Genomic DNA, 20683 nt, shown 5'->3' on the forward strand with positions numbered 1-20683 from the left:
GTTAAACAATCACACTGTTGTGATGAATACTGTGAAGGGCCGCTATAATCCCCGTTCGCTTCAAGCACCCATTCTTCGATCCTAGACAATTTCTGACGTGCTTTGTGAACTTTAGTTATCTTAATCGGCTGTGATGTCATTAGTGAAACACATTTATGGAACAGTGGTTAGTAGAGCAAGTTGGTCATTCGTATGATCGAACTAAAATAAAAAAGCCAGTGAACAATGTCACTGGCAATAGCCTTCGGGGGCAAAGACTTGGATACTCATAAGAAGCTAAGCTTAGAGCTTAGCTTCTTGTTTTAGCTTAAGAAGCAGTTACTGCAGACTTTTCAGTAGCGCGAGCTTTAAAGAAAGCGTAACCAAAGCCTGTTACTGCAGTACCCGCTGCGATTGCTACTAGGTACATAAACACAGGAGTAATAGCACCAGGAATCGCTAGTACGAATAAACCGCCGTGTGGAGCCATCAGTTTTGCACCGAATAGCATTGATAGAGCGCCAGTTAGCGCACCACCTGCCATACATGCTGGGATAACACGCATTGGGTCTTTCGCTGCAAATGGGATAGCACCTTCAGAGATGAAACATAGACCAAGTACGAATGATGCTTTACCTGCTTCACGCTCGCTTGGTTCAAATTTGTTTTTAGCAAGGAAAGTCGCTAAGCCCATACCTAGAGCCGGAACCATACCTGCTGCCATGATAGCTGCCATTGGTGCGTAAGTCTGTGAAGCCAACAGACCAACACCAAATGTGTAAGCCGCTTTGTTGACAGGACCACCAAGGTCGAAACACATCATTGCGCCAAGAATAATACCAAGCAGTACTGCGTTTGCTGAACCCATGTCGTTAAGGAACGTTGTCATCGCAGTCATGATGCTCGATACAGGTCCACCAACGATGTAGATCATGATCAAACCAGTTACTAAGCTAGCAATAAATGGAATGATAAGAATCGGTTTCAATGCTTCCATTGACTGTGGAAGAGAAACTTTATCAGCAATGAACTTCGCCGAGTAACCCGCGATGAAACCAGCAGCGATACCACCTAGGAAACCTGCGCCAGTCGAGCTTGCTAACATACCGCCAATCAAGCCCGGTGCAAGTCCAGGACGGTCAGCAATTGAAAACGCGATGAAACCAGCAAGTACAGGGATCATAAGAGCAAATGCTGAACCACCACCGATAGTCATCAATGCCGCTGCTAGAGTACCTTCTTCTTTAAATGCTTCGATACCGAATACGAAAGACAGTGCGATGATCAAACCACCGGCAACTACCACTGGTAGCATGTGAGAAACACCTGTCATTAAGTGTTTGTAGACACCTTTTTTCTCACCAGTGCTTTCAGCACTGCTAGAAGCTTCAGCTTGGGTATAAACCGTTGCTTTTTCGAATGCGTTGTTGATCTCTTGTTCTGTTTTCTTCAGAGCAAGACCCGTACTGGTTTTGTAAAGTTTTTTGCCGTTGAAGCGGTCAAGCGGAACGTCGATGTCTGCAGCAATGATAACAAGATCAGCTTCAGCAATCTCTTGAGCAGTCAGTTGGTTTTTTGCGCCAACAGAACCGCGTGTTTCTACTTTGACTTTGTGGCCAAGACGAGAACCCGTCTCTTCCAACGCTTCAGCAGCCATGAAAGTGTGTGCAACACCAGTAGGGCATGCAGTGATAGCAACAATTTTCTTCGCGCTTGCAGTAGGAGCAGCAGGTGCTTGGTAAGTTGTTGCAGCGCTTGCGTTAAGCTCAGACGCTTGTTCAACCGCTGTTTTTAAGTAAGCCGTTGGGTTACTTGTGCATGCTGAGATATCACTTTGGTAGACTTTTTTACCAACAAAGCGAGTAGTATCCACAGGTGTATTGGTTGCAATAATAACGACTTCAGCGTTGTTGATGTCTGAATCGGTAAGCTTGTAGCCTTCAATCACAGAAGAGTGACATTCCACAACGGAAGTCCAGTTTAGTGATTTTGCGGCTTGTTCAAGCAGTCCTGCAGCAATAATGCTGTTTGCAACGCCGCTAGGGCATGCAGTGATAATAGCAATATTCATAGTACGACCTTCTGTCCTTATTTGTTAGATACTTCAAAAGTACCAACTGGTTGTAATTGGATTTCTTTTTGTAGGGTGATTAGTTGAGTTTCTGAAGTCACACCCACACCTACCTGCGTAACTGCGAGGGCAGATAACGCTGTAGCGAATGTGATTAAAGATTCTTTGTCCATATTTTGCATATGACCCCAGCAAAGACCGGCAACGAGGGTGTCACCTGCACCGACCGTGCTGACAACGCTCATACGTGGTGGTTTTGCATGAAGCCATTGGCCTTGGTTAAGCCACATAGTCCCGTTGGCTCCCATTGAGACAACAATGTTTTCGATACCTTTTTCTGCAAGTTCAGCCGCCGCTGCTCGACACTCTTCAGGAGTAACCAACTCACGACCAACAAACTGAGATAGCTCTTCATCGTTTGGCTTAATCAGCCAAGGGTGAGCGTTCAAGCCTGCTGCCAAAGCATCACGACTGCTATCAAACAGAACTCGTTTACCTAATGAATGCAGTTTTTCAATCCAAGAAGCACATAAGCTTGGAGAAACACCTGTAGGCAGACTGCCTGCAAGAACGAAATAATCATGGTCTTTCGCAAGGCGAAGTAAAGTCTCTTCGAAAGCCGCAATATCTTCGTTGGTTACGTTGATGCCTGGGAAGTTGATGTCGCTAACTTCACCGCTCGTTTCAACGAGTTTAACGTTGATACGAGTTGAGCCCTGAATGCGGATGAACTCATCATGCGCACCCATCTCTTCAAACAGCTGGCAGAACATCTCTTGATTGTCTCTGCCTAGAAAGCCAGTCACAGTAACGTCTGCACCAAGGTCACTCAGTACTTTCGCTACGTTCACACCTTTGCCTGCCGCGTGCAGTGAACCTTTTTTAACAAGGCTCACAGTGCCCACGTTGAGCGTGTCCAAGCTACCAGTAAGATCCAGCGCTGGATTTAGGGTGATGGTGACGACTTTCTTTGTCATGGCGTTATTTAGCATAAGTCGCCCCTTAACCTTCACCTAGGCCAGCGTTGATAGCAGCACCGATGGACTCCAGTGCTTTAGCCGCATCTGGGCCTTCAGCAGTGAACTGAAGTTGGTGACCGTGTTTAACACCTAGTGCGATGACTTTCATCAAGCTCTTAGCATTAACAACTTTGCCATCGCCGTCTAAGTTAGACACTTTGATTGCAGATTCGAATTTCTTCGCTTCAGCAACCAGCATCGCGCCCGGACGAGCATGAAGACCGTGTGAGTTCTTAATCTTAAATACAGCAACATTATCGCCAGTCGCTTCTGTTACCTTTTCTTCTTCCGTTTCGTTGTTGAATAAAGCTAGTAGCTGTTCAGGGTTTGCTTTCAGGAACACGTCTTGTTCGCCAGCAAAGACTTTTTGTGACAGCGTGTTTAGCATGTTTTCATGTGCGCTATTGCAGGCCGCGAACGCGATAAGAGCTTTAACTGGTAAACCCTCGGATTCACAATTATTAGCAGTAGAAACGAAAGACATACCTGTGCGTTTTACGGCTTTGTCACTGCTCACAACCCATAGACCTTTACCAAGGTGAGTTGGTTTTTTAGTCACTAGGTCAGCAACGAACTCAGAGTCCGCACAGCCGCTATTCTTTAACAGACCGCCAGCAACAGCGCTCATTTGCACCATGTCACTTGCAGGGAAAAGAAGTTGAATTAGTGATGCGTCGAAATCAGCTTCGAACTGAACTTCACCATTGAGCAGAGCAATGATGTCATTTGCAGATTTTGCATTTTTCAGTTTCTCTTCCACGCCGTCAGCTGAAAGCACTTTGGTTAACTGTTTTAGAATACCTAAGTGCTCATCTGACTTCGCAGCGATGCCGATAGCAACATAAACCGTATTGTCGTCACCCCAGTTCACACCGTTAGGAAAGTGGTGAACAGCAACACCAGTTTTTTTCACTAAATCACGTGTGTCAGTTGTGCCGTGAGGAATAGCAATACCGTTACCTAGGAACGTAGAGTTCTGAGCTTCACGGTTTAACATGCCTTCAACGTAGCCACTGTCGACTAAACCTTTCTGGGTGAGGTCGGCAGCGATAGCGCGAATTGCGTCCAACTTATTAGCGTGAGCTTGACTAAGTTGGATATTTTGAGTGGTTAATTGCAGCATTGTTTGCCCCTTCTTCTGTCGTAGTTAGACAGGATGATTTTTTAGTTCTTTTTTATTGTAGTAACTTTCGCTTAACCTTGGCTGAAACGATTCAGCATTTGGTCCAAAAAAATTCAGCAAAGTTGCCAAGATACTTTTTTACAAGCGGGTGGCACATCTACCGATTGTTGAGAATTTTACCGTAAACATTGACACCGTTATCAATTCCCAACTTTGCTGAATCCTTTCAGCTTTTATACTGAATCGATTCAGCGTATAATTCAACACCAATGAGGATCGAAAAATTGTTTCTATGATCCGCCGCACATAAATAGAGCAGTTGATATGACACTAGATGAAATAGCAAAATTAGCTGGAGTTTCGAAAACGACTGCAAGCTATGTGATCAATGGAAAAGCCCAGAAGTACCGTATTAGTGAAAAGACACAGCAAAAAGTGATGGCTGTGGTTAATGAATACAATTACCGACCTGACCACGCGGCATCCTCTTTGAGAGCGGGTAACAGCCGTTCATTCGGTTTGATTATTCCGGATCTAGAGAACACCAGTTACGCCAGATTGGCAAAATTGATTGAGCAAAACTCTCGTCAAGCGGGCTACCAGATTTTGATAGCTTGTTCTGATGATGATCCTGAAACTGAAATCAGTGCAGCAGAGGCGTTGGTATCAAGACGAATAGATGCGCTTTTTGTCGCGAGTTCAATTCCAAACGCCAGTGATTACTATTTGAAAATGCAAAACTCAGGCACTCCCGTTATTGCGATTGACCGTCCGTTGGATGACGAATACTTCGCCTGTGTGATCAGTGAAGATTACGGTGCAGCCTTTGACTTAACGTCTTCACTGCTGACAGACAACGTGAAAAGTGTCGGCTTAATTGGAGCGTTACCCGAGCTGAACATTTCTCAAGAGCGTCAACTTGGTTTTGAGTCTGCGGTTAAATCAAACCAGCGCGAATTTATGCTCGGTTATGGCGAACACTTTAACCGTGAAGAAGGACGCAGAGTATTTGAACAATGGGTGAAGAAAGAGCGCTTGCCTGATGCGATAGTGACGACGTCTTATACTCTGCTAGAAGGGATATTAGATGTGTTGATGGAGCATCCAGACCTGCTGAAAAAAATTCGTTTAGCAACGTTTGGTGATAACCGTTTATTGGATTTTCTACCAGTGAAAATCAATTCACTCCCACAACAGTTTGAAGTGATTGCCGACAGTGCGTTGGCGCTTGCGTTGAATGCTTCAGCAAAACGCTATCAATCCGGTGTTGAGTTGGTTCCACGTCGTTTGAAAGTCAGAGCGTAAGATAAGCGCTCAAATAAATCTCGATCCTGATTGCCCTTTGATTTCGTTGATGAAATACAAAGGGTAATCATTCCTGCATCATCACTCACTCTTTGTCTTTTCAGCGTCGCATTTGCTAGTAAAACGGGTATCATATTCGGCAACTATTTTAAAAAGTGTTCGTTGCACAGGAAAGGCATGAAGTTTCTTCACACCTCAGATTGGCACTTAGGCCGTCAGTTTCATAACGTGTCGCTACTTGAAGATCAAAGGCACGTATTATCTCAAATCGTTGATTACATAAAAACTAACTCGGTTGATGCCTTAGTGCTCGCCGGTGATGTGTATGATCGTTCTGTTCCTCCAACGCTTGCTATTGAGTTGCTGGATGACGTCGTCACGAAGATTTGTGGTGAGCTTGGCGTACCTATGCTTGTCATACCGGGCAACCATGACGGAGCAAAGCGATTAGGCTTTGCGGCGAAACAGATGAAGCAATCCGGTTTGCACATCATCGCTGACTTTGAACATATGCTTGAGCCAGTGGTTCTTACCAGTGAACAAGCCGGTGAAGTTGCTTTTTACGGCATGCCTTATAACGATCCTGAGTTGGTACGTCACTACTATCAAACTGCGGTTAGCACTCATGACGAAGCGCATCAGCATCTTTGCGGGTTAATTACTGAGCAGTTTAAGCTTTCTCAAAAAAACGTATTGATCAGCCATTGTTTTGTTGATGGCGCTATTGAGTCAGAGTCAGAACGCCCACTTTCTATCGGTGGTTCTGACAGAGTTAGTCACGAACACTTTTTAGCCTTTGATTATGTCGCTCTTGGTCATTTGCATCAGCCGCAAATGAAAGGTACTGACTATATTCGCTATTCCGGTTCTTTGATGAAGTACAGCTTCAGTGAGCAGCACCACAAGAAAGCGATGACTTTGGTTGAGATTAATAAAGAAGGTTTTGTCTCTACCAACCAAATTCCACTCAATGCGCCTCATAACATGCGAATTGTTGAAGGTGAGTTAGACCAGATTTTAGAGCAAGGTCGAACGGACCCAAATAGCCATGATTACCTGCTGGTGCGTCTGCAAGACAAGCATGCGATTCTCGACCCAATGGAAAAGCTGCGTAAGGTCTACCCAAATGTGTTGCACCTTGAAAAACCGGGGATGTTAATTGGTGTTGATCAGGAAATGGGCAAGGCTCGTCTTGCACGCGGAGAAATGGAGATGTTTAAAGACTTCTTCATAGAAGCCAAGCAGGAAACATTAACAGAAGCTCAAGAGCAAGCTGTTAGTGCTGTTATCCAGTCATTGAAGCAAGGGGAATAGAATGCGCCCATTAAGATTATCCATTCAAGCATTTGGTCCTTTTGCTGGCAAAGAGGTGGTGGACTTTACCAGCCTTGGTGCATCTCCGCTGTTTCTAATTAATGGCCCTACTGGGGCAGGCAAAAGCTCGATCTTAGATGCGATCTGTTTTGCGCTTTATGGTGAAACCACTGGCAGCGAACGCACTGGTGATCAGATGCGCTGTGATTATGCAGACGCTGAACTTATAACGGAAATTGAGTTTGAGTTTGAACTTGCAGGTCGAGTGTACCTTGTGATCCGCAGCCCAGATCAGGAAACGCCGAAAAAGCGGGGCGAGGGCACAACCAAAAAGACTCACACCGCTACCTTGGTTGAAATCGTAGACTGTGAACAGAAGCTACTGGCAAACCGCCCGAACCCTGTTGCAAAAGCGATGGTGGATTTGATTGGCCTAGATGTGAAGCAGTTCCGCCAGGTGATGGTGATTCCACAAGGTAAGTTTCGGGAGCTTTTAGTCGCTAACTCAAAAGAACGTGAACAAATCTTTGGTCAGTTATTTCAAACACAAATTTATACTCAGATAGAGCGCGCTCTGTTTGAAAAAGCAGCGGGAATTCGTAAAGAAAAAGATGAGTTCGATAACCAGATCAAAGGTGCGCTGAATGTTGTTTCTGTGGCTTCGGAAGAAGAGTTGAAAGAAGAACAGGAAAAACTTAAACCTGAACTAAAGCAAAGCGAACAGAGTTATCAATCACTACAACAGCAGCTGGATGAAGCGAAAAAACGACTCAACGCTGCTCAGGATCTGAAACAGAAATTTGTACAGAAGACCGAGATTGAGAAAGCGGTAACCGAACATCAATCTGAGTTGCCGAATGTTGAACAGTTGCGCCAGAAAAGGACCAAAGCAAGGCAAGCGTTGACGCTCGATCTGCCGTTTAACCAATGGGTCAGTGCAACGAAGCAATTTGAACAGGCAGAAAAAAGCGTTACCGAGAAACAACTGCTGGTAGTGCAAACTAAAGCCAAGGTTGAACAAGCGGAATCATTGTGGCAGCAAGCGGTTAAGAATGTGCAAGTGGCTCCTGAGTTGTCACAACAGCTTTATCAACTCGAAGAGATAGGAAAAAAATACCGCATACTCGATGACAAACAAAAAGCGCTTGAGACGGCTAAGCAAGCCTTTGTCAAAGCGAAAGCTGAAGAAGAGTCGTTTGAGAAACAGCTAAAAGAGCTGGATACAGAAATTCAAAGCAAACGAGCGGAATACGAACAAATTACTCATTCAGTATCGAGTCTAGATGCAAAGCGCTTGTCGCTCGCGAATGTGGTTGAACAGATCAAAGTTCGTCAAAGCAGTGAACAGCTAAACGAACAACAAAGTAAACTTAAGCAAGCCGTGGCTCAGGCGGAAAAAAGATATGCCGAAGCGCAAGCCGCCACCGTTAATGCTAAGAAAGATGCTGACAGACTGGAAATGATCTGGCACACCAACCAAGCGGCTGAATTGGCGAAGTCGTTAAGCGAGGGTGATGCTTGTCCTGTCTGTGGCAGTTTGGAACATCCTCAGCTAGCAAGTTTTACCGGTGACGTGGTTACGCGTGCGGAAGTGAAAGTTGCACGAGATGCGCAGCAGTTGTGCGCGTCAAACGAGCTCGAAGCGCTGAAAAATCATCAGTCTGCGGTATCAAATCTTGGTCAAATTGAACGTGAACTGAACCAATTGTTAGCCAAAATTGCAGAGCAATCGATAGCCGAACTCGCGGTGCTTGGGCAAAGCAAAGAAACGTTAGAGAAAGAGATTCAAACTTTGGCATCAATGCAGCCTCAAGCATTGAAAGCTCAGTTGGAAGCTCTGGAAGGTCGTCATTTACAAACCAAGGCTAATCTTGAAAAGTCTATTGCAGGCACTGCGGACAGCAAACATGCAATGACGGTTTTTGAAACGGAAGTGGCTTCACTGCTCGAAGGTGTTTCATCTGGTTTCGATAATGTCGAGCAGGTAAGAGCACAATATGTTGCAGTTAAAAAGCAGATCGAAGATCTACAAAAAGCCGAGCAGCAGATGCAGCAACAGTTTGCTGAAACACAGAAGCAGCTTTCCGCGATTGAATCATCATTAAATGATGCTTTGGCGCTACAGAAACAGTGGTCTGATGAAAAGCAGAGCACCGAAAAAGCTTGGTTAGAAGCACTGTCTGCAAGCTCGTTTGAAAACCAAGACGCCTATTTAAGCGCCAAACTGGTAGAAGCGGCGATAGCCGAACTGGAATCGACAATTCGTCAATACGAAGATAAAGGGGCATCTCTGAAAACTCAGCTTGAATCGATTAATGGTGAGTTGAAAGACAAACAGCAACCTGAGTTAGAGCCTTTAGAACAAGCCTTGACGGCAAAACAGCAACAAGTCGAACAAGCGTTGCAAAGCTATACGCAACTTCGCTCACGAATGGATAGCCTTAATCAAGTTCAACAGAAACTCACCGCGCTTTATGCGAAGAATGAAGAGTTAGAAAAAGCCTATCAGGTGTTTGGCACATTAAGTGATATTGCCAACGGAAGAACGGGAGCGAAAGTCAGCTTGCATCGTTTTGTGCTTGGCGTGCTACTGGATGATGTCTTGATTCAGGCATCCCAGCGTTTGCAATTAATGAGCAAAGGTCGTTATCTTCTGAAACGTAAAGAGGAGCGAGCAAAAGGCAATAGTGGTTCTGGCTTGGATCTGATGGTGGAAGACGGCTACACCGGAAAATGGCGAGATGTCGCGACCCTTTCCGGTGGTGAATCGTTTATGGCTGCGCTTTCGCTGGCGCTTGGCTTGTCGGATGTGGTGCAGTCGTATAGCGGAGGCATTCGTCTTGATACTCTGTTTATTGATGAAGGTTTTGGCAGTCTTGATCCTGAATCGCTCGATTTGGCGATTCAAACCTTAATTGATTTACAGCAGGGGGGCAGAACGATTGGCATTATTTCGCATGTCAGTGAGCTCAAAGAACAGATTTCGCTAAGGCTGGATGTTGAAGCTGCGAGAACGGGCAGTTCAATTAAACTGGTTGCTTAACAATTTGAAAATGTTCCTCAAAGCGAGCTGTTTTATAAACGGTTCGCTTTTTTGTTACGTCTGAAAATCTTCAAAATCATTAAACTGTACTCTAACTTGCTCGAATTATCAGTTTAGATCTTTCATTACTTGTAACTAGTTAAAATTGACTATTCTTAATGAGTAACCACATCCTTAAGTAGGCAGCGATGACTCCACTAAATGATAGAAAATTGCTGAATATTATCCGATATGCACCAGCAGTGTTCATCACACTATTTGCTGTTGTGGTTAACGTTATTCTGATTCAAAGCAATCGGGTTGAGTCAGAAGAAAAGATAGACTTCATTCGCGAAAATATTGTTGAACAGCAAAAGCAGGTTGTTCAAGAACAAATTCAACAAATCTCCAATCAAATTGAAAAACAAAAGAGCCTCACGGTTAAAACTCTGGAAGATCAGTTGCGAAGTCGTGTGTATGAAGCGCACAACATAGCCACCAATATTTATCTGCAGCATAGAGACAAACCGAAAGAAGATGTTGTCCGTATGATAAGGGAAGCTCTGCGCCCCATTCGTTTCAACTCTGGGCGTGGTTACTTCTTTATTTTCGATCGTGAAGGTATGAATGTCCTGCACAGTTATATCCCACAGTTAGAAGGGCAGTCGGTTTGGGAAACCAAAGACGTTAAAGGTACCTTGATTGTTCAGGAGCACATTGACAAAGTGAACAACTCTGGTGGTGAAGCTTTTTATCGCTGGTGGTATAGCAAGCCAAATGAAGACCCTAACAAGCATTTCGAGAAAATAGGGTTTGGTAAGTATTTTGAGCCCTATGGTTGGTATATCGGTACTGGGGAATATGTCGTTGATGTACAAGCTGACATACAAAAACAGGTTATAGATTGGTTGAGTGATTATCGATATGGCAACAATGATTATATCTTTGTTATTGATAACCAAGGGATAATCCTCTCACACCCTGAAGCTTCCATGGTTAACACTCCTGTCTCTGACGAACTGCGACTGCAGATTGATGAAATTCGAGCAAAAGATACCGATCGTTCCGGCTTTACTCATTACATGGCGAAATACATGCCTGGAGCTCCCAATGGTGGAGAGAAAATCAGTTATCTCAAGATGATCGATGGTTGGGATTGGACAATCGGTACTGGCTTTTATGTGCAGCGTTTTGAAGCTTATCTGGCCGAAAATATTCGCGCTCTAGAGGCCAGTAACAATGAGGAATTAAAACGCGTCTTGTATGCAAGTTTGATTTCCACGCTAGTTATCATTGCACTTTCACTCAAATTGGGACGGGTAATTGGTGATCGATTCAACCGTTTTCAGGAGCGTATAACTAAAGATTTCACTGAGCTCAACCAAGTCAAAGACAAGCTTAAATATTTGGCGGAGCATGACTCTTTAACAGACTTGCCCAATAGACTTCTTCTCAACGGCATTATTCACACGGGGATTGACTATGCTCATCACAACCAAAGTTGTGGCGCGGTAATGCTGCTGGATGTGGATGATTTTAAGAAGATCAATGATCTTCATGGGCACTCATCAGGAGACAAACTTCTTAAAACCATCAGCCGTAAATTTGAGACCCTATTAGGTCCTCACGATACCGTGTCACGTTTTGGCGGCGATGAGTTTATTTTCTGTTTCCCTGATCTGGCTGATGACATGGCTGCCCAAGAAAAAGTGATGCTAATACAGCAAGTCTTTGAAGATAAGTTCATTATTGACGGCAACGTAATGACCACCAATTGCAGTATCGGTGTGGCTATGTTCCCGCGTGATGATACTGAGCCAGAGGCGTTGATTCGCAAAGCGGATGTTGTTTTATATAAATCAAAAGCGCAGCGTAAAGGCAGCTCCATGTTTTATAGCAGCGACGTCAATAAAGAAATACAGCTCGATTACATGATAGAAGAAGAGCTGAGAAAAGCTCTCAAAGGCGATGAGTTTAAAGTGCTCTATCAGCCACAAGTCAACGTAGAGAGTGGCAAGATCATCGGTGTTGAAGCGCTGGCTCGTTGGAACAGCGCTCGATTAGGACCAATATCGCCAGTAAAATTTATCGCGTTGGCAGAAGACATTGGGGTGATACATGAGCTGGGTCGTTTTGTCTTCCGTAAAGCTTGTGATGATATTCTGTCGATCAGTCCTAATGGCCCTGAGGCTATGGGTGTTTCAATCAACATATCACCTAAACAACTGATGGAACCGAACTTTCCTGAAACCTTAGTTGAAATTACGCAAGAAGTGGGGATTGATATTTATCGCGTAATACTAGAGATCACCGAGAACGTTTTATTGGAGGATTTAGATACCGTTGCCGAACGTCTCAATAGCATGAAAAGTTTTGGCTTTGGACTCTCGTTAGACGACTTCGGTACGGGATATTCTTCACTGAGCTATCTCAATACCCTTCCAATTACTGAGATTAAAATCGATCGCTCTTTTATAGAGAAGCTGTTAATCAGTGAGCAAACCAAGACTTTGGTAAAAGCGATCATTGCCATCGGTGAATCGTGTCAAATGACCGTGGTTGCCGAAGGGGTGGAGACGATGGAACAGTACAATGAATTGGCTGAATATGGTTGTAATGCCGTTCAGGGCTACTATTTTGCGCCGCCTTTGACCATCGATTCTATCGGCGAGCTTTTGTGTTCTAAGCTTCAGTCGGGTTCAGAGTCGAGCTAGTCTTAAACATAGAATTCATAGCAGAAGTTCTCTAGAATGACGGCTCATTCTTTACCTTTGAACATAATGCCATGCTTAAAATATCAAACACTGTAGAACTGGCGGACTGGGAAATCGAGTTGTCAGCCATTCGCGCAATGGGCAGTGGCGGGCAGAATGTGAATAAAGTATCGAGTGCTATTCATCTACGATTTGATGTTCCGCGCTCCACACTACCGCCAGTCTACAAAGAAAAACTGCTTGCGCTTTCAGACAGCAGAATCACCAAAGAAGGGGTGATTATCATTAAAGCGCAGAATTACCGAACTCAAGAACAAAACCGAGAAGATGCGCTGAATCGTCTGCGAGAGATGATTGTCGCCGCTATGGTGGTGGTGAAGAAACGTCGACCAACCAAGCCTACCAAAGCATCGCAACATCGCCGTGTCGAGGCTAAGAAACGAAATGGCACGAACAAGTCTTTACGTGGGAAAGTTGCTTATTAAGCTTTTGAAGTTTCAGGATTAACTGTTCTTTTCATCATGTGATCTCAGTGACACCTTTTTTCTGCATAAAGACTATGCTCTCAACAGTCATATTGGCATGAGGGCAGAATGATGAAATACCAACATATATTGGTCGCGTTAGAGCTGACCGAAGAGAACAAAGTTTTAATCAACAAAGCGATCGCAATGGCGGACACGTTTGATGCTGATGTCTCATTCATACATGTAGATGGGGCGGTTGGTGAGGTTTATAGCCAGTTAATTGATATTCAACAGGATCCAACACAAAAGCCGCTCAATCAGCATGCCAATGATCTCCTCCATAAATTCCAGAACTATACCAAAGAACAGTTTCCCGATTTTCCGCTCAAACATTTCTGGGTTGGTACAGGCAGTTTGGGGAGCAAGCTTAAAAAAGTTATCGAGCAACACGAGTACGATCTGTTGATCTGCGGTCATCATCATGACTTCTGGAGCAATATGGTTTCCTACTCAAGAGACCTGATTAACAAGTCACCGATTGATATTTTAGTTGTGCCTATGGAATCGTAACGGTTCAAGCTAGTGTCAACTCAAGTCGTATGGTGAGAATGAGAAGACAGGATTGAAGAGTAAGGACGCGGAATGAAAAAGAGTGTGGCTTTGGGGCCACACTCTTTTTTTAGGAACCGATATTATGCCGATGGCGCTTGCTTACCATTGTTTTGACTGCGGTTCTGATTGCGGTTTTGGTTTGAACCGCGATTCGGCTTTCTGTTTCCGCTTGGCTTGCCGCTTGTAGCAGGGTTGCCATTTGAGCTAGGTTTACCATTTCTGTTTGGTTTACCGCTGCCACTCGGTTTGTTGGCATTTGGCTTGTTATCCGAATTTGGCTTGTCACCAAATCCTTTGCTGCGATGTTTATTCTCGCCATTGGCTTTTGGCTTACCGTTTGGATTTCCATCACGATGACCTTCACCACTTGGTTTATGGCGTTTGGGCTTCGAGGTGTTTTTAGCAGCAGGTTTGCCATCTTTTGAAGCCCCTTGAGCAGTTCGGTTACCTTCTGCGTTAGGAGTATTAGGCTTTTTCGGTTTCTTAGGCTTCTTTGGTTTTATCGGGCGAGTATCTAAAACAGATTCAGGTACTTTATTGCTTGGCGCAAATCCTTGCAGCTCCATACGTGGAAGCACTTGTTGAATAAGACGCTCAATAGCAAAAAGTTCTGGTGCTTCAATCGCTGACACCAAAGTAATCGCTTTACCCACTTCGCCAGCACGACCTGTACGACCAATACGGTGCACATAATCTTCGGCTACTTTAGGCAGTTCAAAGTTCACCACTTGTGGTAGCTGAGGGATATCAATACCACGAGCAGCAATATCGGTTGCCACGAGCACGCGAACTTCGCCAGATTTAAAATCCGCCAGTGCTTTGGTGCGCGCGCCTTGGCTCTTGTTGCCATGAATTGGTGCTGAGGTAATACCTTCATCATTTAAAAATGCTGACAGCTTGTTTGCGCCATGCTTGGTTTTGGTAAACACCAGCACTTGTTGCCAGTTGCCGTCTTTGATCAGTTTCACCAGCATCGGTGCTTTCTTTTTCACATCTGCTGGGTAAATACATTGCTCTACCGTTCTTGCTGTTGAGTTAGCAGGGCTTACTGATATCTCAACTGGGTTGTTGACCATCGTTTTGGCTAAGGCACGAATTTCGTCAGAAAAAGTCGCTGAGAACAGCAGGTTCTGGCGTTTCTTCGGTAACAACTCAAGGATTTTACGGATATCACGGATGAAACCCATATCAAGCATGCGGTCTGCTTCATCAAGAACCAGAACTTCCAGTTGGTCAAACTTAACCGCATTTTGATTGTATAGATCCAACAGACGCCCCGGTGTTGCTACCAGAACATCCGCGCCTTTACGTAAACGCAGCATTTGCGGGTTAATCTTCACACCACCAAAAACTACAGCACTTGTCAGAGGTAAATGGCTGCCATAGGTGTTGACGTTGTCTTCAACTTGAGCTGCAAGCTCACGGGTTGGAGTGAGAACCAAAGCGCGAACCTGATTGCCGCGAACTTTTGGTCCGCGTGATAGAAGCTCTAAAATAGGCAGAGTAAAGCCAGCGGTTTTACCTGTACCAGTCTGTGCCGCCGCCATTACATCTTTGCCTTCTAATACAGCCGGAATCGCTTGCATCTGAATAGGTGAAGGAGTGGTATATCCTTTTTCTTCAATAGCTTTAAGGATTGGAGCAGATAGACCTAACGAGGTAAAACCCATATTTAATTCTCAATATTGTACTTAATTAATACTCGCCACAGATAAAAGTTTATTGATGGCGAAAAGTGCGACATTCTGAGGCTTTCACCCCACAGTAGCAACTGATAATTTCTTTTCGGCGCTTTTCATTGATGGAGTGAAGTTGCATTTTGCTAGCGAATCATAATTTACGTCTATTGATATGGTGCTAAACTATTAGCTTTCAAATGTTAGGCGCACTAGAAGTACTGGAATTCATGGAAGATTACTTAAAGCGAATTAATCAGCTAGAACAGCAAGTAGAAAAACTGACTCGTGAAAACCAGCGCTTGGAAGAAAAGCTTAACGTCGCACTCGATGGCAACGGTTTATGTTTGTGGGAGAATCATTTACCCACAGGCAAACTCACCATATTTAATATGGAGTGGGGTAAGATGCTGGGCTTTCAGCCTCAGGAACTGGAAGCGACTGTTGAGATTTGGAAAAGCCGCCTTCATCCCGATGATTATGATTTGGCCGTTGGTGCGTTCGAAGATCACGTCAATGGTAAAGTCGATACTTATCAGGTGATTCATCGCATGATCCACAATGACGGTAGTACGAGTTGGGTAGCAGATCGGGGACGAGTTGTTGAATACGATCAAGATGGTAAACCGCTGCGCATGATGGGTACACACATCGACATCACCAAAGAAAAGCGTTACGAACTCGAACTATCGAGATTAGCGACGTTAGACCCACTCACAAATCTACTTAACCGCAAAGTGCTGGTCGAAAAGTGCAATGAAATATGTCGCGGTTTATTGGGCCAACCCGCCTCTCTTATATTTATCGACCTTGATAACTTCAAAACAGTGAATGATCACTCAGGTCATAAAGCGGGTGACTCTGTGTTGATAAAGGTTGCAGAATGGCTCAACCAGTACGCTCCGAGCGAGTCGATTATTGCGCGCTTAGGTGGTGACGAATTTGTCGTTCTGTGCGTGGATCATCCCAGGGAAGTCATCAGTCGATATATCGACCAGTTGCTGACGAATGTCAGTGAGCCGATGAAAGTCGACAATGGATTAGCTCATATCGGTTTTAGTATCGGCGTGTGCGAGTTCACCACTTCCAATTACACTTTCGAAGAGCTTTATGAACTTGCGGACAAAGCTATGTATCAAGTAAAACACAGCGGCAAAAACGGCGTGGCCTACATCAATGCCGACGAAAGCTAATGGTTGCTCTTTTTTGGGAAAAACTCTGGCCAGTACATTCTGATATAACCGGCTGAAACCCATATTACCAATACTGTCGCAATGGTGAGTTCAAGAAATCCGAAATTGTGTAGCCAGTGCCAGTGCGGAAAATCTGACGCAAAAAAGGTTGTCAGCCTGTGCATTGCGATGGCGCTGATCACGGATGGGAAAGTGACTGCTGCTATTGAAGGCTGAAACTTCAAACGTAATAGTCGTAAATAGCACAGGTAGATTAGTAGTGTCATGGTGATGGCAATACCCGCCAACGCTCCGGTCAATATCGGGTCAGGGTCAGAGAAATTGACCAGATAGCTAGCAAGGGTTAAGTTAATCGGTGCCGCCATAATAGCCAGCGTTGGTCTCGCTCTACGTGGTAGCGAACCAAAGAACACCAAGCGATACAACACCACAGGCAACATAATAAAGTAGATAGCGACACACACCTGTACGAGTGTTTCAGAAAATAAGTTGTGACCAAACTGTGTTCCCGCCAATGAGCTACTGATCATTCCCACCGGATATAAGAACCAGCTAGGTACGATGTTCGACATCTTGAAATTCATTAACTGAAAGCCGAAGAACAACATCATCATTGTAAAATGCAGCATGAGCGCTAACGCCCATAATGGGTAGGCAATCAGTGGTGAGATCACCACTAGGTAATCACACAGAATCAACAGTGCCATGCTCATAGGAGCCATAAGGCTGCCAGAAAGCGGGTGCTTAATATCAGCAATAAAAGTTTTGTAACTGGTGAGGTACTTCGCTAGAACGGGCAACAGTAATATAGCGCCCATCGCAACCAGATAAGGACGTACAGCAAGGCCGAACGTTGGCAGATATAGAGCCCACGCCTGACCTAAGCCAATCATGCCTAATGCAAGGGCTGCCTGAGAAGGGGGAACAGCTTGTACTTGAAGAAACCTTTTCCAGTTCAACGAAAACTCCGCATTCCATCGCCATACAGTGGTGTCATGCAGTTTTAGTGTCTTAGATAAGGCACACCGTTACCACTGTCATTTGGGTGGCGATATTAACAAGTTTCGTCACTTCCTGTACGACAATAATGTGTGCGATTGTCACAAAATACGCAGCAAATTCATAACATTTAGGCGGAAGACTAAATATTAATCCTCTTTTTACTCCTGCTGCGGCAGATCTTGCTGACGAAGTTTTTCGTTCTTCAATGTACGGTTCAGAAGTTGACTGTAGATAGGTTGTCCACCAAACATCTGCGCAAAGATCACTGCGCCTAAGCCGGTGATGATCAGTGGCAGAATCAGGTTGTAGTTACCCGTCATTTCGATAACTAGTAAGATACCCGTAATCGGTGCTCGAACTGTGGCACAAAACAGAGCGCCCATACCAGCAATTGCAAACATGCCCGGTTCAATATCAAGTTCTGGGAAGAAGCTTTTCGCAAACAGTCCAAAGGCATAACCAAACAGTGTACCTAGAGCCAGCATTGGGGCAAAAATGCCGCCCGGAGCGCCTGAACCAAAACAGATTACCGTGGTAAATATTCGTCCAATAAACAACAGGAGCAGCACTGTTGCGCTATAGCTGCCGTTGGTAATATCAGGAATAAAGCTGATACCACCACCAGTCAGCTCAGGAACATAAAGCAGGGTCAAACCAAAAAAACCGCCAAGCAGCGAGCCAGTGATCAAATAACGTTTGCGTTGGTTTTGATGGATACGAACAAATATGTCTTGAGAAAACGTAATCAGGCGGTTGAATATCACACCGAAAATGCCGAACAACATACCCAGAAACAGAAATAGACCAAGCGCTTTCAACTCAGGCGCATCATATTCCGGCATGGTGATGACGGCTTCCTGACCATTGATTAAGCGAAACACAATATTGGCGGAAACCGCAGAAATAATAACTGCACGAATGGAGATCAATGAGTAACGAAACTGAGGGCGCATTTCCTCTACAACAAACATGATGCCAGCAAGAGGCGCATTAAAAGCCGCTGCCAAACCACCTGCTGCACCGGATGCGAGAAGTGAGTGACGAGTATCCTCATTGTTAACGCGAAAGATATCAGAAATCATACGGCCGATAGCACCACCCATTTGGACGGTTGGACCCTCACGACCCAAAACCATACCGGAACCTAATGCACCCATACCGCCAAAGAATTTCACAGGAATGACGCGCCACCAACGAACAGGTCGAATGCCGTCCATTGCCCCTTCAATTTCAGGAATACCAGAGCCTGCCGCTTCCGGTGCAAAACGGTGAACAAGGTAATAACCAACAAGCGCTAATACCGCACTAATAATAAACGCCGCTAACCATAATGGAAGTAGGTTACCAATCTCACTTCTTAGCCATTCTGTACGGGTTTCTGAGACGAAATGAACAGCTTTTTCAAAGTAAGTACCAACAATGCCAGCTAATATACCGACTGCTAGAGAGAGAAAGAGAACAGAGATGGGCGTTTTGTCTTTAGAGAGAAACTGGTTGATAGCATCTTTTGGAACTTTTGCTAGAAGGCTGTGCGTAAACTTCTCTCTATTGGTCATTTAAAACGGGTCTCTTGGTTGGTTTTATGTGAGGAATGTCAGATTATACTTACCATTACAGTCAACTATAGCTGCAAAGTTGCAAATTAGAATTTCATATATGACTTTGAAATGAAAACAGATGTTTTTACCACTTTTCAAAAAGGTGATTTAGATAAAAATTTTACTTATAAAATTGGCTGAGAAACTTGTATTTCAAGGGATATGAGCCATATTTAAATCGTAAGGCGTTTATCGATATTTCTTACGGAGGATGTGAAAAGAGCCTTACTTACAATTTGGAAGGAATCAAAATTCTATTCGATTGACCTCGTATTTGATTCAATAACATCTATCTACAGATGACAGAATCCGCACACTCACGATTGAGTAACGAGGATATAAGGCGCGCTCCCGCAGTGCGCCTTTATACTGTCTGCTTTCTGCTCATATTATTTGTTCTGCTTACTTCCCGTTTCCTGCTTCTAACTATCAGCTGTGTTAATTGTAATGCTGGGCGTCAATCATTGAGCAATTCTCACCCACTGGTTATCACTCATTGCTTTGTAGAAGCGAGTATATAGAAAGCTTTTAACCTCCTATGTATACTCCTTGGAAAAGGAGTATGACCATGACGAATAAAGTCCCAACCAATATCATCACGGGTTTCCTCGGGGTAGGGAAAACGACAACGATATTAAATCTTTTAAACAACAAGCCTGAAAACGAAAAGTGGGCTGTGCTTGTGAATGAATTTGGTGAAATTGGCATTGATGGAGCCATGATGACTGACCAAGGGGCTTTGATTAAAGAAGTACCGGGTGGTTGTATGTGTTGTACCGCAGGTGTGCCTATGTCTGTGGGTATTAATGCCTTGTTACGCCAGAAACCTGACCGTTTGATCATCGAACCAACAGGGCTTGGACATCCTAAACAAGTGATTGCCACTTTAACTTCTGACCAATACACACCGTATGTCAACCTTAAAGCAACTATTGGTCTGGTTGATCCGCGAAACTTGAGTAATGAAAAATACACCAGCAACCAGAATTTCAACGACCAATTGCAAACGGCAGATGTGATCATTGGTAACAAGGTGGATGAGTGTACCGCTCATGATATCGACGTATTCAACGACTGGGTAACGGACCAAACACCAGCAAAAGTGTTCCATAAACTGGTCACGCGCGGTCAACTACCGATTGAAGTATTAGATATTGAACGAGTTCATGGTGGCGCATCATCTCATATTGAATCTCACCATCATCAGCATGCTCAGATGGAACCTGAGTTCCAGTTAAATCCAAACCAAGCTTTTGCTCGTAAAGAGAACAAAGGGCAGGGTTATTACAGCTGTGGTTGGTTATTTGGTGCTGAGTACCGTTTTAACTTTGATGAGCTTTTCTCAATGATCAGCGATTTAACCGCAGAGCGTGTCAAAGCAGTAGTGAACACAGACCGTGGTTGCTACGCGTTTAACTCAGCCAATGGTGTGGTTTCCGTGAATGAGTTGAGTCTTGAAGGCTTTGAGTCGCGCCTTGAAGTGATTGATTCTCAGCTAATGCCGTGGGATCAGTTGGAAAGCATTCTGCTAAAACTGGCAGGAATTTCCAAGTAACCACCAAGTTACTTCATAAGTGATAAACAGAAG

At 44.5% G+C, this 20683-nt stretch carries 14 protein-coding genes; 8 read left to right on the top strand and 6 right to left on the bottom strand.

The window, feature by feature from the left end:
• Positions 1-307 precede the first annotated feature (307 nt).
• From fruA to fruB, 3 genes are read right to left on the bottom strand one after another with little or no spacing between them, the layout of a single operon-like run.
• Positions 308-2050 (bottom strand): PTS fructose transporter subunit IIBC, encoded by a 1743-nt coding sequence (gene fruA / locus ACRQQK_RS01850; RefSeq protein ID WP_457509786.1) that lies wholly within the window; start codon positions 2048-2050, stop codon positions 308-310.
• Between the two features lie 17 nt (positions 2051-2067).
• On the bottom strand, positions 2068-3027 hold the full coding sequence (gene pfkB / locus ACRQQK_RS01855) for a 1-phosphofructokinase (RefSeq protein ID WP_457509893.1): 960 nt from the start codon (positions 3025-3027) through the stop codon (positions 2068-2070).
• A 25-nt stretch (positions 3028-3052) separates the two neighbouring features.
• Positions 3053-4192, bottom strand: coding sequence for a fused PTS fructose transporter subunit IIA/HPr protein (gene fruB, locus ACRQQK_RS01860; RefSeq protein ID WP_457509788.1), 1140 nt, complete (start codon positions 4190-4192; stop codon positions 3053-3055).
• Between the two features lie 324 nt (positions 4193-4516).
• Between fruB and cra the strand changes: the two genes are divergently transcribed.
• The 6 genes from cra to ACRQQK_RS01890 all read left to right on the top strand — a co-directional run bounded on the left by cra (position 4517) and on the right by ACRQQK_RS01890 (position 13584).
• Positions 4517-5497, top strand: coding sequence for a catabolite repressor/activator (gene cra, locus ACRQQK_RS01865; protein ID WP_102962505.1), 981 nt, complete (start codon positions 4517-4519; stop codon positions 5495-5497).
• Between the two features lie 177 nt (positions 5498-5674).
• A complete protein-coding gene (locus tag ACRQQK_RS01870; RefSeq protein WP_457509790.1) occupies positions 5675-6811 on the top strand; it encodes an exonuclease SbcCD subunit D in 1137 nt (378 codons plus the stop codon).
• 1 nt (position 6812) lies between these two features.
• Complete coding sequence (locus tag ACRQQK_RS01875; protein ID WP_457509792.1) at positions 6813-9854, top strand: AAA family ATPase; 3042 nt, start codon at positions 6813-6815, stop codon at positions 9852-9854.
• Positions 9855-10042: 188 nt separating this feature from the next.
• Positions 10043-12547 (top strand): bifunctional diguanylate cyclase/phosphodiesterase, encoded by a 2505-nt coding sequence (locus ACRQQK_RS01880; protein WP_457509794.1) that lies wholly within the window; start codon positions 10043-10045, stop codon positions 12545-12547.
• A gap of 71 nt (positions 12548-12618) precedes the next feature.
• Positions 12619-13032, top strand: a complete 414-nt coding sequence (gene arfB / locus ACRQQK_RS01885) for an alternative ribosome rescue aminoacyl-tRNA hydrolase ArfB (protein WP_457509796.1) — start codon at positions 12619-12621, stop codon at positions 13030-13032.
• 111 nt (positions 13033-13143) lie between these two features.
• Complete coding sequence (locus ACRQQK_RS01890) at positions 13144-13584, top strand: universal stress protein (RefSeq protein ID WP_457509894.1); 441 nt, start codon at positions 13144-13146, stop codon at positions 13582-13584.
• 122 nt (positions 13585-13706) lie between these two features.
• Here ACRQQK_RS01890 and ACRQQK_RS01895 read toward each other — a convergent pair whose 3' ends face one another.
• Positions 13707-15296, bottom strand: a complete 1590-nt coding sequence (locus ACRQQK_RS01895) for a DEAD/DEAH box helicase (RefSeq protein ID WP_457509798.1) — start codon at positions 15294-15296, stop codon at positions 13707-13709.
• Between the two features lie 236 nt (positions 15297-15532).
• Between ACRQQK_RS01895 and ACRQQK_RS01900 the strand changes: the two genes are divergently transcribed.
• Positions 15533-16495, top strand: a complete 963-nt coding sequence (locus ACRQQK_RS01900) for a diguanylate cyclase domain-containing protein (protein ID WP_457509895.1) — start codon at positions 15533-15535, stop codon at positions 16493-16495.
• Here ACRQQK_RS01900 and ACRQQK_RS01905 read toward each other — a convergent pair.
• Both ACRQQK_RS01905 and clcA read right to left on the bottom strand, forming a co-directional pair.
• Positions 16492-17454, bottom strand: coding sequence for a TDT family transporter (locus tag ACRQQK_RS01905; protein WP_457509800.1), 963 nt, complete (start codon positions 17452-17454; stop codon positions 16492-16494). The genes ACRQQK_RS01900 and ACRQQK_RS01905 overlap by 4 nt on opposite strands.
• 201 nt (positions 17455-17655) lie before the next feature.
• Positions 17656-19053: a H(+)/Cl(-) exchange transporter ClcA gene (gene clcA, locus ACRQQK_RS01910; protein ID WP_457509802.1), complete on the bottom strand. Its 1398-nt coding sequence runs from the start codon at positions 19051-19053 to the stop codon at positions 17656-17658.
• A gap of 610 nt (positions 19054-19663) precedes the next feature.
• Here clcA and ACRQQK_RS01915 point away from each other — a divergent pair.
• Positions 19664-20650 (top strand): CobW family GTP-binding protein, encoded by a 987-nt coding sequence (locus ACRQQK_RS01915; RefSeq protein WP_457509804.1) that lies wholly within the window; start codon positions 19664-19666, stop codon positions 20648-20650.
• Positions 20651-20683: the final 33 nt, after the last annotated feature.

It is taken from the genome of Vibrio sp. C8 (assembly GCF_054051265.1).

Bases quoted from the DNA above. Each gene is read 5' to 3' on its own strand.
- ACRQQK_RS01900 (WP_457509895.1), top strand. From the start codon at position 15,533: ATGGAAGATTACTTAAAGCGAATTAATCAGCTAGAACAGCAAGTAGAA.
- ACRQQK_RS01890 (WP_457509894.1), top strand. From the start codon at position 13,144: ATGAAATACCAACATATATTGGTCGCGTTAGAGCTGACCGAAGAGAAC.
- fruA (WP_457509786.1), bottom strand. From the start codon at position 2,050: ATGAATATTGCTATTATCACTGCATGCCCTAGCGGCGTTGCAAACAGC.
- arfB (WP_457509796.1), top strand. From the start codon at position 12,619: ATGCTTAAAATATCAAACACTGTAGAACTGGCGGACTGGGAAATCGAG.
- clcA (WP_457509802.1), bottom strand. From the start codon at position 19,053: ATGACCAATAGAGAGAAGTTTACGCACAGCCTTCTAGCAAAAGTTCCA.
- ACRQQK_RS01915 (WP_457509804.1), top strand. From the start codon at position 19,664: ATGACGAATAAAGTCCCAACCAATATCATCACGGGTTTCCTCGGGGTA.
- pfkB (WP_457509893.1), bottom strand. From the start codon at position 3,027: ATGACAAAGAAAGTCGTCACCATCACCCTAAATCCAGCGCTGGATCTT.
- ACRQQK_RS01880 (WP_457509794.1), top strand. From the start codon at position 10,043: ATGACTCCACTAAATGATAGAAAATTGCTGAATATTATCCGATATGCA.
- fruB (WP_457509788.1), bottom strand. From the start codon at position 4,192: ATGCTGCAATTAACCACTCAAAATATCCAACTTAGTCAAGCTCACGCT.
- ACRQQK_RS01895 (WP_457509798.1), bottom strand. From the start codon at position 15,296: ATGGGTTTTACCTCGTTAGGTCTATCTGCTCCAATCCTTAAAGCTATT.
- ACRQQK_RS01870 (WP_457509790.1), top strand. From the start codon at position 5,675: ATGAAGTTTCTTCACACCTCAGATTGGCACTTAGGCCGTCAGTTTCAT.
- ACRQQK_RS01875 (WP_457509792.1), top strand. From the start codon at position 6,813: ATGCGCCCATTAAGATTATCCATTCAAGCATTTGGTCCTTTTGCTGGC.
- cra (WP_102962505.1), top strand. From the start codon at position 4,517: ATGACACTAGATGAAATAGCAAAATTAGCTGGAGTTTCGAAAACGACT.